The organism is Arenicella sp. 4NH20-0111 (assembly GCF_040366405.1).
Lineage (GTDB): Bacteria > Pseudomonadota > Gammaproteobacteria > Arenicellales > Arenicellaceae > Arenicella.
The window spans coordinates 63,277-78,532 of the sequence record NZ_BAABWF010000004.1 but is presented as its reverse complement, the minus strand read 5'-3'; the positions used below and the strand labels follow the sequence as shown (position 1 = coordinate 78,532).

Annotated in this window: 16 protein-coding genes; 4 read left to right on the top strand and 12 right to left on the bottom strand. The window is 45.4% G+C overall.

All coding sequences use genetic code 11. From position 1 onward, the window contains the following. From ABWW54_RS10250 to ABWW54_RS10205, 10 genes are all read right to left on the bottom strand, one after another. Positions 1-633, bottom strand: coding sequence for a hypothetical protein (locus tag ABWW54_RS10250; protein ID WP_353412158.1), 633 nt, complete (start codon positions 631-633; stop codon positions 1-3). A gap of 30 nt (positions 634-663) precedes the next feature. Beyond that, positions 664-1,074: a hypothetical protein gene (locus ABWW54_RS10245; protein WP_353412157.1), complete on the bottom strand. Its 411-nt coding sequence runs from the start codon at positions 1,072-1,074 to the stop codon at positions 664-666. Between the two features lie 161 nt (positions 1,075-1,235). Further along, positions 1,236-1,916 (bottom strand): PspA/IM30 family protein, encoded by a 681-nt coding sequence (locus ABWW54_RS10240; RefSeq protein WP_353412156.1) that lies wholly within the window; start codon positions 1,914-1,916, stop codon positions 1,236-1,238. A gap of 58 nt (positions 1,917-1,974) precedes the next feature. Then, a complete protein-coding gene (locus tag ABWW54_RS10235) occupies positions 1,975-2,385 on the bottom strand; it encodes a DUF2170 family protein (RefSeq protein WP_353412155.1) in 411 nt (136 codons plus the stop codon). A 35-nt stretch (positions 2,386-2,420) separates the two neighbouring features. After that, positions 2,421-4,160: a polyamine aminopropyltransferase gene (locus tag ABWW54_RS10230; RefSeq protein WP_353412154.1), complete on the bottom strand. Its 1,740-nt coding sequence runs from the start codon at positions 4,158-4,160 to the stop codon at positions 2,421-2,423. 9 nt (positions 4,161-4,169) lie between these two features. After that, positions 4,170-4,400, bottom strand: a complete 231-nt coding sequence (locus ABWW54_RS10225; RefSeq protein WP_353412153.1) for a hypothetical protein — start codon at positions 4,398-4,400, stop codon at positions 4,170-4,172. A gap of 96 nt (positions 4,401-4,496) precedes the next feature. Further along, the gene (locus ABWW54_RS10220; RefSeq protein WP_353412152.1) at positions 4,497-5,399 is read right to left on the bottom strand and encodes a DUF350 domain-containing protein; all 903 of its coding nucleotides are present in this window, start codon (positions 5,397-5,399) and stop codon (positions 4,497-4,499) included. A 9-nt stretch (positions 5,400-5,408) separates the two neighbouring features. Then, a complete protein-coding gene (locus ABWW54_RS10215) occupies positions 5,409-6,392 on the bottom strand; it encodes a hypothetical protein (protein WP_353412151.1) in 984 nt (327 codons plus the stop codon). Further along, positions 6,379-6,873, bottom strand: coding sequence for an adenosylmethionine decarboxylase (speD, locus tag ABWW54_RS10210; RefSeq protein WP_353412150.1), 495 nt, complete (start codon positions 6,871-6,873; stop codon positions 6,379-6,381). The genes ABWW54_RS10215 and speD overlap by 14 nt, the downstream gene beginning before the upstream one ends. Before the next feature lie 42 nt (positions 6,874-6,915). Then, the gene (locus ABWW54_RS10205) at positions 6,916-7,461 is read right to left on the bottom strand and encodes a rhomboid family intramembrane serine protease (protein ID WP_353412149.1); all 546 of its coding nucleotides are present in this window, start codon (positions 7,459-7,461) and stop codon (positions 6,916-6,918) included. Positions 7,462-7,564: 103 nt separating this feature from the next. Between ABWW54_RS10205 and ABWW54_RS10200 the strand changes: the two genes are divergently transcribed. From ABWW54_RS10200 to ABWW54_RS10190, 3 genes are all read left to right on the top strand, one after another. Continuing rightward, complete coding sequence (locus ABWW54_RS10200; protein WP_353412148.1) at positions 7,565-8,305, top strand: NUDIX hydrolase; 741 nt, start codon at positions 7,565-7,567, stop codon at positions 8,303-8,305. Between the two features lie 120 nt (positions 8,306-8,425). Continuing rightward, positions 8,426-9,847, top strand: coding sequence for a DUF3500 domain-containing protein (locus tag ABWW54_RS10195; protein ID WP_353412147.1), 1,422 nt, complete (start codon positions 8,426-8,428; stop codon positions 9,845-9,847). A gap of 71 nt (positions 9,848-9,918) precedes the next feature. Then, positions 9,919-10,872, top strand: coding sequence for a hypothetical protein (locus ABWW54_RS10190; protein ID WP_353412146.1), 954 nt, complete (start codon positions 9,919-9,921; stop codon positions 10,870-10,872). A gap of 30 nt (positions 10,873-10,902) precedes the next feature. Here the strand turns inward: ABWW54_RS10190 and ABWW54_RS10185 are convergent, their stop codons facing one another. Further along, complete coding sequence (locus tag ABWW54_RS10185; RefSeq protein ID WP_353412145.1) at positions 10,903-11,976, bottom strand: serine aminopeptidase domain-containing protein; 1,074 nt, start codon at positions 11,974-11,976, stop codon at positions 10,903-10,905. A 70-nt stretch (positions 11,977-12,046) separates the two neighbouring features. On the opposite strand from ABWW54_RS10185, the gene ABWW54_RS10180 reads away from it, so the two are divergent. Then, entirely contained in the window at positions 12,047-12,934 is an 888-nt protein-coding gene (locus ABWW54_RS10180; RefSeq protein ID WP_353412144.1) for an SDR family NAD(P)-dependent oxidoreductase, read from the top strand. 88 nt (positions 12,935-13,022) lie between these two features. On the opposite strand, the gene gspD is transcribed toward ABWW54_RS10180, so the two are convergent. Beyond that, on the bottom strand, positions 13,023-15,059 hold the full coding sequence (gene gspD, locus ABWW54_RS10175) for a type II secretion system secretin GspD (RefSeq protein ID WP_353412143.1): 2,037 nt from the start codon (positions 15,057-15,059) through the stop codon (positions 13,023-13,025). Positions 15,060-15,256 lie beyond the last annotated feature (197 nt).

Below are 15,256 nucleotides of genomic sequence, written 5' to 3'. Positions count from 1 at the left end.
CTAACCACTGGTTAAGTAAGATTCGACCGCCGTCAATGAAACCGAAATCTCGGCGAAGAATTCTGTTTCTCCATCTTCCCATATTTCAATCGAGAGGGAGTGATGGTCTGAACTTCCTTCAAGTTCATGGTAAGTAAACGGTGTGGAATCATCTTCATAGGATGAAATTCCGCTTTCGCGTCGATCCTCACTATAATAGTACGCCTGGCCTTCACATAATGTGCGAGTGTAACGTTCACAAACCCAGGCCTCACGATCCGCCGAAACGGCGTCAGAGCGAAGGTTTAACACAGCTGGCGACGAATCTGGATCAAATATCGATGCAAGCTCATCACCGTCAAATATTTCGATGATCTCTGGGTGTCTGATTTTGTGAGAAAAAGTAATGATCTCGCGATCAGCATCAAATGTTGCATTGACTTTCAAGCCTGACGAGTGGCTTAGGCTTATATCGGACACCAACTGTCCAGCATAATCGTACGTATTTACCGACTCAACGGATAAGGTTTCGCCACTCAGGCCTTCAGGTAATACTTCTCGAAATTTGAATGCAACAAGATCACCAACATGCAATTGATCAAAACGCTCTACCGTGCGGGTCTTTTCAATATTTTTTTTTCGTCCAAATATCATAATACTATTCCTAGCTGCTAAAAATTAACTTCAATGACTCTCAGCTTTCAACCGAGTGCGGTAATTCAGAAAGGCCGCCACCAACAGCGGGACAAAGGTGATGTAGGAGCTCCAACCAAATACTGAGCCATACCATTCAGAATACAAAATGTGCTGGTAAACCGAGTATGCGAAAAAAGGCACACACAACAAAACTGGACCGAATGGCGAATCATCAACCTGAGAAACCAATTTCATCAAAACCACATAAAGGAACATCAAAGGTAAGCCAAGCGTGACCAAATCAACCAACCTCAATGCGATAAGCGGGTGATGCTCAAAAAAGCGCGTCGGGATTGCTATCGCCGCGCCTATGCCAATGATCTGGATCGCCAAAACCACGTAAATGATTCCGAAAATCACACTAACAAAAACACCTTTTGCACTCGAAGGTTTACTCATGTACATCCATAAGAAGTCGACGTCTTAGTCATCGCTGGCACGAACAATCGTCTCATATCTTCCATTCTTAGCTGATGAATCATTGCGAGGCTACTCTGAGCGGCCATACCTATAGCCGCTCTTTCTTCATACCAACGCAACATGATGAAACCAATCTGCGGTTATTTTTTTAGACTAGCTAAAATATCATCAGCACTGGTGCCGGTTGAAGTCAGCCCTGCATCAGCGAGTTCTGCATCAAGATCCGAACCTTTTTCTAAATCAGACAACCACTTATCGGCGTCCATACGATTTTCAGCCTCTTCCTGACGAGTCTTAACTCGATCCATTGCGCGCTGAACACGTTTCGCCCCAGAGTCATTTGTTGGCATGGCCGCCGCTACCGCGGTCTGAGTTTTTTGAACCTGCTCATACGTTTTCAACTTTTCCAACTCTATTTTGTTCTTTTCGATACTCGCTTCACGCTCCTTTACGATCTTGTACAACCGATCAGTTTGGGTGGTCAATTCTTCACCTTGAGCATCGATATCTGCTTTTTCATCGGTTAGTTCTGCTATTTTCACAGCTACCTTACGCGCTAGATCTTCGTTACCCTGTTCGAGAGCGCCTTTGGCTTTAGCCGTGTACTCACTGATGTCTTCAGCCAATTCCGCGCTTTTTTTATCAAACTTAATCGCCTGCGCCTTAAGGTTACGTATATTGACCGTTGCCTTAGCTATGCCCTCTTTGGCCTCACGAATTTCTTGTTCAAGAATCGTCATGGATTGGCTATCGACGATAGCTTCTCCCGCTTTATTTACATTGCCTTTAATTGCAGCAAAAAGATCTTTTAAAATACTCATAAAATACTCCTAAGTAAAAAATAAAATAAATGTTGATAATCTAAATACGATTTACCAATTACTCTATGTAATCGGCAACGGCTTCGAGCACATCGTTATAGTTATCGATTTGCACTTCTATTTCGTGCAGTAAATTTGTCATCGTCGTCTCAATTGCCATGGCACCAAACAAAACATAACGCGTGTCCTGGATGCCTATTGATGAAAGCGACATGGGCAATGAAATAGTGAGCAGCCCCCTATTGAGTTCAGGGCGCAGGTCCTCGCGAACACTGGCTTCCTCAAACAAGGGAGTGATAGTCAATATTTGAGTGTCCGTCGCTACCACTATGACCACGGCATCAGGAGATTCACTGTTTTCAATTGTGACTGTTTCCGATTTTTCATTAAAATCCGCCGAGAACGCGTTTCCGCCCGGCACATTTCCGCGATTTATTTGATAGGCAATTTCTTGCAATTTTTCGTTCATAGCTTAAATTCCTAATTGGTTATTATTGGTTGGTTCTAATTTGCTTGTGTGGTAAACACACCTTGTTGTTTGCGCCACCCCTCAGAGTGATACGAATACAACACAGGCGAACTTAACCGGTTAATTTTTATGTTATCGACGCCATCGTAAAACGGTTTGGGAAAGGTAAACGCCCCAAGAATGAAATCACGATCAACGACCTCACTGACAACTGAATCAGCGGGTACTTGCTTAATTCTTTCGAGAGCACTGAGTCCTCGTTTGGTGCCTATAGTCCACCCCCACTCGCCGAAGGAAGGGACATTTGTATGATATTGATCAACGACTAAACCCGCTTCCGCCACCGTTTTTCCAATCGATAAAAATGCCTTTTTACTGTGATAAGGACTGGTTGATTGAATTGCAATAGCGCCATCACCACTCACCAAATTTGAAAGTTGACGGTAAAAGTAAGTGCTGTACAACTTATTCAAATCTGGGTGATTTGGGTCAGGTAAATCAACAATCACCACGTCAAAACTCTGACGTTCAGCAAGCAAATTTTCCACAAACAGGAAAGCATCCTCGTTCACCACGGTTACCCGGCTATCGTTCAACGAATCTCGGTTAAGTTCGGTCAGCCTCTTGCTTAACCAAAATTCTGACTCTTGGTCTCTGCCTGTAAATAATTTGGTCATTGCCGGATCAAGATCAACTAACGTAATCGACTCAGGTTGGTATCCAAGCACTTCTCTAGCGGCCAAGCCATCGCCCCCACCAATTATCAATACACGCCGCGTTCGGGCGGACGCCAACATGGCCGGGGAAACCAGCATTGAGTGATATATCTTTTCATCCGCGCTGGAAAATTGCAGACGTCCATTAATGTACAAACTCAGTATCGATTCACCAGCGCCGCCTATTATTCGTTCCGTCAAAACCAAGTTTTGGTAACGAGTATTATTGCTGTACACAACTCGATCTTTATAAAGCATACTGTTCATCGAGTTTACCCACTTATCCCCATGAAAAAGCACCGCGAATAACAACGTTCCTATCACCAGCTTTAAAACAACCAAGCACGCTACCCAGCGTATCTTTCCCCAAAACTTAACAACAAAAATTGCTCCCAATAGCAAATTGAGCAAGGCCGTAGCGGAAGCCGAAATTATGATCGGTTGTGATAAACACACCAAAACCCAGATTGCAGCACCAACGCCACCGCCAACGTAATCCATGCCGTACACGGTTCCAGCGTTGTTCTCAACTTTTTCGTAAATATCTTCTCTAATTCGAGCAATAAAAGGTATTTCCATACCAATAAAGAACCCCAATACGGCGCCAATCAGGTAAGGAAAGACTTTAGAGAGCTCTCTTAGCGCATAAATTGGCCCACCGTCGGCTAACACACTGGGATCCATACCAAACGTATTTTGCAACTCATTAGGCAGAACAAATGCGTAAGAAACAACGGCAGCCATTACCAATATTGAAGTACCACCAATAACTGAAATTATGGCCTCCAACCATGCGAATCCAGTGTAGGGATTGCTAATGGTTCGAGCAAAAAATGCGCCAATCCCCATTGAAGCCACCATCACGCCAATCATTCCATACACGGCAACATCCACACTGCCTAGAACTCTACCCGCATAGTGCGCTAACAAATACTCATAGACTATGCCGCAAGCGGCACCAATCGTCATGAGTGCTAGCAACAACACGTCTTTGCGCTGAGTCTGATGCTTATCTGAAAACATCGAGTTACCGTGATTTATTGGTTCTGATGGTTGCACAAGAAAAGCCTATTTTTCACCGTCTTCAAGGGCATCCGATTTATTGAGACTCACTTGGCGTATAGACAGCGCCCCGCAGCACAAAATGCACCCAAACACCAACATTGCTACCTCGAGAAATGAAATAGAATGATGAGGAGCATTAGCGACAAAGTAGCCCACGGATACACCGCAAATCAGAAGCAGCACACTCAACATAAGCTCACTAATACTGATATACATGTTCGTTTGCACTTTCATTCATACTCTCCAAGTCATTCTATTCAATTTAAAGGAACAATCACGTAATGCATCATGCCGTACTGAGTGCCTGCCTATTGCCTCGAAAACTGTCCTCTACACAAGGTACGCTAGCACCATAAATGCAAGTGATATCATCAATGCGGCTTCAACTGCGGCAACCCCGACATTCGCTTGGTGATCGACCTCTTCGACAACGTTCACTTTGTACAAGACTAAGGGCAAGAATAGTCGATACGCCCCCCAGATCACGCCAGCCAACCCAAACGCGTAAAACGCCCAGTATCCAACAGACTCATAAAGCCCCATAGATTCACTGTCCACCAAAGCGCTTGTAATCGTGATCGCGATGCCGGTAGCGATGAGCTGACCTGCATAGCGTAGGGCAATGGCAACGTTACCGGCCTTGATAGCACCCTGCCATGTGTCTGCGGCATCGATACCATTCGTTGAATTTCGTCGATTTCGGCTTCTGTAAACCCCCATTCTTAAGCCCGCCACGGCGGCTAAAACCACTTGAGAAATAACGAATACGGCAATAACGGGTATCAAGCCGTCAAGTTGCTCACTATCAACCCAAGATAGTGTCTTCTTTGCAACTAAGCCGACAACGGCCATATTGGCTGCGACAATGATCGCTGCACTCATATTTCCGTTTTTAATCTCAGTTGCTAACTCAACATCTCGAATCACTAACTTATCTTGAATTAATACGCCAGCAATCAATAACAATGATCCGAGCAAGCCGTACATCAAAAGACTTATTATTTCAGTAACATGACTGGGTAACGGGTCGCCAGATTGCACGCCGGTCAACATGAAAATCAAGCCTAGAACACCGCCCGCAATACTAACTCCAAACGCGAAATTATCTTTACTATCCAGCTCGTGTTTTGCATCAACACCTAAGTGCTTGGCTAACGCAAATCGAACAGGAACCACAAAGAGAAGGCACACCACAATATTAATTAGTAACGTTATAATTTGATCTATATTCATTTTGCTCTCCTACTTACCACCAAACGATGATCGGCGACTTCCAGAGGATCTAGAGTTGTAACCGCTTTTATATGTCTTGCTACTCGACGAGGAATTGGACCTAGAACTGGTCTTAGCGTACGAACTCTTAAATGGTTTATTACTGGATATTCTCGAGCTTTTAGTGCTGTTCGGCTGTCCCTTAATTTTGGTATTTTTTGCGTAAGGGCTTTTAAATGACTTGCCGCGAGCCGTGTAAGACTTTTTGGTCTTAGCCAGCGCGTCAGATTGGTTTGCACGCCCCCTAGGAGAACTATAGGCTCCACGATTTCTATCGTGGTAGTAAGAAGGACGACGTTGTGAAGACCAACTATCGTAGTAAACGGGTCTGTTTCCGAACATCATTGAAAAGAACGCATATTGCCCATACCATTGCCAAAAGCTACTGCCATTTGAGCCCGTCTTCCATTGTCCGTAATTACTGTTCCCAACGTATTCTGAACCGATTGCGCCGCCTTCGGCCTTACTGTCTTCGAATTCAATCTCTCTTACTTTAGGAAGAGTTCCATCCGTAAAATCGGCGAGCATGTTTAAAGCATCGACCAACATCGCATCGTAATTACTCACCGCGGTTCGGATATTCAACAATTCCAAATTAATTGCCGAACCCGCTTCAACCGTCTCAATCTTACCTTGCGCTTTAGGTTTTACTTGATCTAACCGCTGAACGATTGACTGATACGTTGGACCACGCTGAGTTCCCTCAGAAGCAAGCACATCAATAATTTGTCCAAACTCAGGCTTCTTTTCTCGAGCAACTCGTGCATACGCTGGTAGCAATGACGCGTTTCTTAATGTGCCGGCATCAAGCTGATTGTTTAACGAGCTCAATGAACTCTCAGCAGCGCTTAGATTCAACCCTATTTCTTGCCGAATTTCTTTTGTAGGGTCCGAGCCACACGCCACAAGTGACGAGGCAAGGACCAAAATGATCACATACTTAGTGATTTTCATTTTGACTCCAGTTAGGTTTAGATTGTGTGGATTCAGAAAGCTCTGTCGCCACCAATTGCGGTGCGCTTGCAGGCACCGATCTATGTATGACATGGCAATGAAAACATCCCTGTCTGTCCGCCGACCGCAATACTTCTATTGCCGCATCAACGGGCTCCATTCCATTATGACCGATCTCGCTGCAAACGAAAATATCTATCGCAGCGTAGTTGTTTTCTGGCCAGGTGTGTACCGAGATATGACTCTCGGCCAACACCAACACTCCTGTGTTACCTAGACCATCCCCAAAATCATGAAAACACGAAGTCAATACTGTGGCTCCCGCGGCCTCTGCCGCTCTGCGCAACAAACCTTCAAGTTGTTGGCAATCGAAACGACTTATCTTGCCCGAGTGCTCAACAATGGCATGCAATCCCTTCACACTGTTTACTTTTGGGTCCGTCAAGTGGAAGCCTTCTCTCTGTTTGTCATAATATGTCATTATAATCACTCAATTGTCATAATATGTCAACTCCTAATTTCATTATTTTGTATTCCGCGAAGAGCGCTGCAAATATGCAAGGAAAATTCCTGCCACGACCCCGCTGAAATGACCGGCCCAACTGACGCCGTATTGAAATTTGAATAGACCAAAAATAAGAGCGCCGTAAATTAGGAAGGTCAGCAGCGCGATGCCAACATCCTTGATGCTTTTTCTGAGAAAACCATTGGTTATCAAAAATGACCAATACGCGAACACCAAACCAGACGCACCCACGACCACACCAGAAGAGCTGATCAACCAGGTCAACGCACCTGAAAACAGAACCAAGGCAACGGTTCGAGTTGCGAAGAGAGCGGGTGCCAATGCACTAACAAGGCAACCCATAATTAAAAGCGGCACAATATTGGCCAATAAATGCTTAAGACTGGCATGCAAAAATGGCGACACTAAAATACCTGGTAAACCACTTATCGAACGTGGGCGTATTCCAAGCCAGGTTAGATTGCCGGGCAATATGACTTCAATAAGAAAAACCGCCACAATCGCGGCGCTGAGAAGGACTGGAAGAGCAATAATATTTTTCATATAGTGAAAGGTATGATTGAGAATAGATATCGAATGTTGTTGTGTAACCAGCATAGGGACACATGATAGCGCTACGTCTGCAGATCAGGATTAATGTAATTTCATGAATAGTTCACCCCTAAATGCATCGACCAACCTTATCGCGTCGGCGTCCGTAATTCTACTAAGACTGAATGACGGAAATCTCGAAGTTTTGCTTCTACAAAAAAATCGAGACATTACTTTTGGAGGCAGCTGGGTGTTTCCGGGCGGTAGAGTAGACAATTCTGATATCGCGCAAAGCGATGGTGCCCCCTTTTCCACCGAAAGAAACGCAGCTTATCGTGAATGCCTGGAAGAGAGTGGAATTTCAATAGAAAAAAATAGATTGATACCCGTCTCAGAGTGGACAACGCCGGTAATTCGACCAAAGCGATTTCGTACTCTGTTTTTTATCTATGACGCCACCTTCCTCACCGATAGTGTGGTTATCGATCATGGCGAAATTGTAAACTATCAATGGATCGAGATTAATGAGGCTCTGAGGCTGCATCAATCAAAAAGCCTCGTTCTCGCGGGGCCAGCGTTTGTGCAGCTAAGCCAGTTTAAGAACATCCTAAACCTACACGACGAGTTAACTAAACTGCAACAAAACGACCTTCAATTTTATACTCCGCGCGTGCATCTAATCGAAGGCGGTGCAGTTTGCCTGTACTCTGGTGACGATTGCTATGAATGTCTTAACCCAAACGCAGCTTCTGACGATGACGCTACAACCAATCGCTTAGAGAAAGCAATCAACCAACACCGGCTGTATATGTACAAACAGGCTCCTTGGGAGTACGTCGCTCAGTTCACACGGTGAGTTGTTTCTATTTAACTTAAAAATCTCTATTCAATTTAAAGTGCACTCTTTAGTGATAAATCATCTTTAACGATTGGAGTTGAACCCATGGTAGGATTGAACCACCCCTAAGGAGTCAACATGAAGTTACATAAGACACGTCGGACGTTCTTAATTGCCGCTGGTTGTGGCATTGGGATTGCGGCAGATCGTTATTCATCAAATAGCACTTCCCTCGACAAGCGTTCCTTTGAGGAAACTTTTGCAGTGTTGATCAACTCGATGAGCGACACTCAATTAGGGCATACGTTTAAGTCAGAGGATCACCCTGCTCGCCAAATGACTAACACCATCCCTGTGCACTCCGGCCCCCATATAGGAACGCTCTTTAGTGATGAGCAACAGTTATGGATCAAACGCCTTTATGCCTCAATGTTGTCCGTTGATGGGCTCAGCATGTTCCACAATACGGTTAACTTAGAAGGAAAATTAGCAGGATCAAATTTCACGGTGTATGGCGACCATAAAGCACCTATTCATGAGCTTCAAGCTCAGATTAACGGTGGCCATTATATGTTACGCAAAGGCCTCGAATCAAAAAGTGGCTACGCGTTTGGTGGCCCAATAGCGTATGGTCAGCAGATTGGCAACGGACGGTTTATGGTTGAAGGTAACGCCTTTAAACCACACGGGGATGCTTTGCACCGTCTCCACAAGTCGTTAACGAACGAGCAAAAACGAGCCGCCTACATTGCCACCCCTCCAAGTGAGCTAGACCTTCAACCTTTGGGGGATCCCAGTTTGATACCCGGTCTTAGTATGGCTCGAATTTCCGGTTCAGCTAAGCAGGCGGTAACCCAATTGCTGCATGTGATTTTTACAGCTTACACGAAAGAACAAGCGTCATCGGCCTGGTCCGCATTGGATCAACACGGCGGGCTTGATGCCCTGCATCTATCGATGTTTACTGATTACGGTTTCTACAATCGCCACGATAGGTACGACAAAAACAATAAAGCGACTCCGTATATACAGGTTTGGAGATTAGAGGGACCGCATTCGGTCATACACTTTAAAGGCTACCCTCATGTTCACGGCTACATAAATATTCTGCACGACGTAAGAAAAAGAAACGTGGGTAGAACTCTGACTTTCAACCATTCGAGTAAACAATCTAGCGGCATAAAAGAGCTTTGGCAGAAAACTCTCAGGAGTTACACTGGCTTGCCGCTTTCGTTCTACTCGGCCAAACCAAACGGCCGATTACCACGAGGAGAAGTCACAACTGGTAGCGTTTATTGCATTGAACCGTTTGATAATGACCTGGTAATTGTAGATATAAATGTACCCTATTTAAATGCAGCCGCACGCGCTACTCTATTAAAGCAAGGAGCCAACCTAAACAACGCTAAACTTAGAATAGCCACGTATGACTACCTACTCGAATCAAGCGATGAAATCGGAGTCTCGACATCCGTGATTGACAAGGTGATTGAACGAGGCCCGAGCTTGCGTTCAATCATGATTGAGCAACTGGCAATGACCCCCTATATCCCAACCTAACAAACAGAGTATTTTGCATCAAAACTAAAACTCCCCCTGAATACCTGTATTGATACCACAGCATGATAGCCATGACCCGATTAATACCCACTAGAGCATTGGCGTTGAGCTGTTTCTTTCTATTGAGCACGACTTTGTTGGGATTTAGAGTCTCTGTCAGTGAAAATATTGATCAAATTGCGTTGCAACTGAGTCATTGGGCTACCATTTTTATCTGCGGTTTTTCGTTTAGTTTAGCCGAGCGTCATGTGAACAAAAGCAACATGGCGACCGCACATATTCATTTGTTAGCGATGTTATTAGGCGGGGGAAGCGCACTGGGGGTACTTCAGTTGATCAGTATCCAATCATTGTGGGCCATCGCGGCTCTGCCCGTGGCAGTACTACTATCTCTGAATGTTTCAAGACAAGTTCTTAAGGAGAGTCCCAGAGGAAATTTTGCACTCGCGTTTTGGCTAGCGATATTGATATTGATGTGGGTTTTCTCTTACCTAAGCAGCCTCTCATCTGAGGGGTGGTTTCACATCGTTTATCCGCCTCTACTGGGCAAAATCACCACCTATGCATCTTCGGCTTGGCTGCTGCCGTTGATTTTAATATCAATATTTGTGCTCTACTTTCTACTGCCATCAAGCAGGTCGGAAGTGTCACTGATCCTGATTGGAATAGGACTCGTCATCGCGGGTCCTCTGGTGCTGCTCGGCTGGCTAGCTGCCGAGCTGACGAAGCTAATCGAACCCGGCAGGCGAACGAACAAGGCGTTATCAGATGGACTGATTGGCGGCGCTCTACTTTGCTTTTTAGCAGCCGCAAGTAAACATTTGTTTGGCGGTTACACGCCGCCACTTGGCTTTGCAATCCTCATTACTTCCATTCCGTTCTTGTTACTCTGGAACCAACACCGGCTTCAAGGGCTGTATCCATCTACAAGTAGACGACGCATTGAATCTCTTATGATTGGCATCAGTGTGATTTTGGTAGCCATGGTTCTGTTCCACTTAAACCAGTTTGTCGAAGGTGTTTAACAACCATGCAGCCTGCCAGCGTCTGTTAAATCACTCCGCATGATGATCGAAATGGCTAATTGCGTCATTTATTATGCCGTCATACAGCTCATAGTTTTCACGAGTGATACAGTGCCGAGAAGAAGGGTAATGCACCGCTTCACATTGAGCCAATGAATCGCAAAACTTTTCTGCGGCGTCCGTACTCACCAATGAATCGATGCCAGCCGTATATATCTTCACAGGTTGCTTGATTTGAGCAATGAACTCAGAAGAAAGTAACTTTTCGGTGGAATTGGTGGTTTCATAGAGCCACTTATAGGTCACGCTCTTGGTTCGTAGCTTTTCATTAATAGCAAACAAGGCACTCTGCGCCTGTGCGCTATCGGGGTTGGCATTACAGTCAGTCGCTTCTCCAAACACCATTTCATCACCAGGCCACGCACTGCCACCTGGAGAGTAAGCCGCTCCAAGGCCTACCTTGGTCATCATTGAGGAAATCGTTCTTAGGTTTTCGTAAGGAAACTCGCCTGAATTGATTTTAATCATCGGAACGATCAATGCAAACGCAGTGACATCAACGGCCTGCTCGGCGGCCATCCGCATGGTGATGTGAGCCCCTTTTGATATCGAAAAAAAGAACAGTGGAGACCTTTTCTGCTTAACCTTTTTTGCGAACAAGGCAAGCTCAGAACCAAGCGTATTGTAATCTTCAACGTAGCCCTTTTCTGGGTGGTTTTTAAGCGGCCTGTACGACATTCCTTGACCGCGATACTCGATACTTGCCACTCGATAACCGGCGGCATGGATCATACTGATCTCTCGCATTATCATTTCTATTGCACCTGTAAATCCCGGCACTACAATCACGGTGCCCTTGGGGTTAGGGTGTTCCAACAGTCCTGTACGCAAGGAAACCCCTGGCGCTGTTTCAATCATGCTCCATTGAAAGTCGTCAGGGGTTGGCGTCATTTGACTACTTAAATACGCTTTAGCTTCAGCCAATTGACCGTCACTGACTGGGGCGTATGCATGCCCAACGTAATTGACCTTGATAAACGCCACGCCCCAAATCGCAAGTAGCGATATGAGCAAGACAATAAGACCACGTTTAATAATATTCATGTCACTCGAAGTAGAAAAGCATTACTCTTAGATTTAGACAGATTGTTAACTAATTGGAAGGTAAAAGCCAGTGAATATCTATCAGGGCAAAACAGCCGTAATCAGCGGCGGCGCAGAGGGGATCGGATACAGTATTGCTGAAGCACTTGGAAACCAAGGCATGAATTTGGTAATCGCAGATATCGATGAACAAAAATTATTAGAGGCAGAATCTAAACTTAAAGAGAAAGGTTACAAGGTGTTGTCTTCGAAGATGGACGTTACGGATCCTGCGCAATGGAAAAATACAGCCAATCAAACAATAGAGCGTTTTGGCAAGATACACATGGTGGTGAATAACGCGGGTGTCGCATCAGCCCCTGGCCCGATAGAAAAAACCAACGCTGCGGATTGGCGCTGGGTAGTGGATGTCAACTTAATGGGCGTGATCTATGGCGCAGAAGCAATGATTCCGCACATAAAGGAACACGGAGAAGGCGGCTGGATGATCAACACCGCCTCAATGGCCGGAATGCATGGGGTGCCCTACGCAGGGGCCTATACCGCGACCAAAGTCGCGGTTGTGGGAATGTCTGAATCTTGGGAAGTGGAATTGGCAAAACATGACATTCATGTTTCCGTACTGTGCCCCGCGTTCGTTCAAACAAGGATTCACCTATCAGGTAGAAACCGTCAAGACGACTACCAAGATAAGAAACCCGAAAAATCAGAACAAGACAACGCTAAAAAATCTAAAAACACAGCTAAAGAACTTGTCGAAAATGGCATCGCTCCAGAAATAGTAGGCGAACGCGTGGTCGAGGCCCTGAATGCAAAAGAATTCTATATTTTCACGCATCCTAGCCACAGAGAAAATTTAGCGATGCGGGCAGCGCGAATAGATAAAGCATTTGCAAACGCCGCCTCAAGCCCATTGTTAAAGGACATAGAAGATCAGGGCCCTATCGACTTTATGTAGACCCCCTTTCTTTGCTAGGAAGAAGCGGTGAACACGCTTCTTCCTACCAAGACCAGCACAATCAAGCGACGATCAACCCAGCTGTCGGTTATTCTTGTCCTGATGCTAGTGTCTTCAAGCCCTGAAAAGATTCGATATAATCTTCGTTAATTTGAACAAAATCGGCTTGTCTGATGACAACCCGAGGAGTGAGCAAGGCAACAAGTTCAGTACGCCGAGTATTCCGACTTGTCGTACTGAATAGTTTCCCGAGCCCAGGTATATTTTTTAGTACCGGAACTCCAGCGTCACTTGTCGACTCCCGCTCTTGAATCAAGCCTCCCAGCACCACGGTTTGACCATTTTGCACGGCGATTGTGCTCGATAATTTACGTTGTTGAATGATTGGCGCATCAATGTCCGATACCGTATTTCTACCCACACTGCTCACTTCTTGAGATACATCGAGCGTGACCATTCCACCTTCATTAACCCTCGGCGTTACTTCCAACACGATTCCCGTATCTCGGTATTCGATCGAATTAACAGTCGGCGCGTCAGGCGTAAAATTGCTGGTGGATTGAACACGCGGAATCGGTACTTCATCCCCCACTTGAATTCGAGCCGTTCGGTTATTCAGCACCAACAAAGACGGCGAGGAGAGTACTTTTAACTTCGAATCGTCGGCAAACGCATTCAACACAGTTTGGATCTCCCCTGCTCTTTCGATCACGTAATTAAAGCCTGGAATCGGAAGGTCCGCGCCGATGGTGTCGAAATCTAAGCTACCACTAGTGTCGGAGCTTGCTCTGGACCCGCGTAAAAACCACTCTAACCCATAGGTAAGTTCACCAGTCAGGCTCAACTCCATGATTCTCGCTTCAACTAATACCTGCAATGGCCGAGCATCAAGTTCTTTCATCGCCTTTTTAACGAGAGCAAAATGATAGGGGCTTCCCGCTACGATGACGCTGTTAGTCGCTTCATCTGCGATAATTCTAAGCGATTGCACGCTAGGTTCCGAGGAAACAAATGGCCTAGCTCCTTTTACGTTTCCTTCATCTTGATCTAGCAAACTTGCCGGATTAGCATTGAACATCTGATTCGCTAATTTTGCCAAATCTGAGGCTTTACCATTTTTAACGCGGTAAACATAAAAACTCTGGTCGTCCCCAGCGGTTACCTTATCCAGTTCTTCTACCCAGCGCCCCACTTCCTCTACCGCTTGGCGGCTGGCGCCAATAACCATTAAAGCGTTGTTACGAGAAACAGGCAACAATCGAACAGAGCCGACCTGATCATCGTCATCTTTTCCAAACATAGATTTAATGTCTTTCTGCACTTGCTCGGCGGTCGTATTTTGAATGTTATAAATACCTACTGACTGCCCTCTGAACCAATTCACATCAAATGTTTTAGAGAGCTCTCGAATTTCCCTAATTCTCTTTGCTGATTCATTGATGGCAACCATGTTGCCGTTCTTAATTGCCGTAGCGGTAACTCCGTGACTGGCTAACACTGTCACAAAGCTGTCTGCTGACATGTATCGAAGGGGGATAAGATCCAAGCCCTTCGTGTTATAGATAACCTGATTGGCAGCCCCTTTGACGATTCGATATCCATCCCCAATCTTAACCAATTGCGCATCTTGAGAGCCTAACAACACCTCTAAAACTGGAATTAAGTCTTCTTTGTGTAAGCCACCCTGACCATTAAAACTAACGACTCCACGAACGTCGTCATTAACCGTGAACTCCTTACCTAAGTGATCGCCCAAAATTACCTGGGCAGCTTCGTCTATTGCTAATTCCGAGAAGTTCAGTTTTATGTCGCCTCCTCTTCGAACGACATTGCCGACGGGCTCTGACTTTTTATCCATTTTAACAAAGGTCCGCGGCTCACCCTCAATCAACTTGGAGCTTGTGTTTCGATCTGACTCATTGATTTCACTCTCATGAGTTGGCTCTTCGCGGCTAACTTCTGACATCGTCATCGAAGGCAAAAAGTCTTTCCCTATCGGACTTGTGTCATGAACCGAGCTTTGGTGGTTTTGGCATGCCGACAGAAAGATAACACTTGAGAGCAAGCTCAGATTTCTTGCGCCCATTGAAACTAAACTGACCTTTTTATAGTTATTGTTTACCATTTACATTCTTTATCGTTTGAATTATTAAGTGTATGGCTACAAGCTCAAGGCTAACGACCACGTCTGTCCTATACTACTAACATGAGTACTATATTTGACCCAGGCTTGACCCTGAAAATCACCGCCTGGCGCCAGATCTAGTTCTACTGTTAAAGCCTCGTTCATGTATTGTATTATTAGGGGCTACAGCAGTTTTA

Coding starts and splice junctions, on each gene's coding strand:
- ABWW54_RS10250 (WP_353412158.1), bottom strand. CDS start 633: ATGATATTTGGACGAAAAAAAAATATTGAAAAGACCCGCACGGTAGAG.
- ABWW54_RS10245 (WP_353412157.1), bottom strand. CDS start 1,074: ATGAGTAAACCTTCGAGTGCAAAAGGTGTTTTTGTTAGTGTGATTTTC.
- ABWW54_RS10240 (WP_353412156.1), bottom strand. CDS start 1,916: ATGAGTATTTTAAAAGATCTTTTTGCTGCAATTAAAGGCAATGTAAAT.
- ABWW54_RS10235 (WP_353412155.1), bottom strand. CDS start 2,385: ATGAACGAAAAATTGCAAGAAATTGCCTATCAAATAAATCGCGGAAAT.
- ABWW54_RS10225 (WP_353412153.1), bottom strand. CDS start 4,400: ATGAAAGTGCAAACGAACATGTATATCAGTATTAGTGAGCTTATGTTG.
- ABWW54_RS10220 (WP_353412152.1), bottom strand. CDS start 5,399: ATGAATATAGATCAAATTATAACGTTACTAATTAATATTGTGGTGTGC.
- ABWW54_RS10215 (WP_353412151.1), bottom strand. CDS start 6,392: ATGAAAATCACTAAGTATGTGATCATTTTGGTCCTTGCCTCGTCACTT.
- speD (WP_353412150.1), bottom strand. CDS start 6,873: ATGACATATTATGACAAACAGAGAGAAGGCTTCCACTTGACGGACCCA.
- ABWW54_RS10205 (WP_353412149.1), bottom strand. CDS start 7,461: ATGAAAAATATTATTGCTCTTCCAGTCCTTCTCAGCGCCGCGATTGTG.
- ABWW54_RS10200 (WP_353412148.1), top strand. CDS start 7,565: ATGAATAGTTCACCCCTAAATGCATCGACCAACCTTATCGCGTCGGCG.
- ABWW54_RS10195 (WP_353412147.1), top strand. CDS start 8,426: ATGAAGTTACATAAGACACGTCGGACGTTCTTAATTGCCGCTGGTTGT.
- ABWW54_RS10190 (WP_353412146.1), top strand. CDS start 9,919: ATGACCCGATTAATACCCACTAGAGCATTGGCGTTGAGCTGTTTCTTT.
- ABWW54_RS10185 (WP_353412145.1), bottom strand. CDS start 11,976: ATGAATATTATTAAACGTGGTCTTATTGTCTTGCTCATATCGCTACTT.
- gspD (WP_353412143.1), bottom strand. CDS start 15,059: ATGGTAAACAATAACTATAAAAAGGTCAGTTTAGTTTCAATGGGCGCA.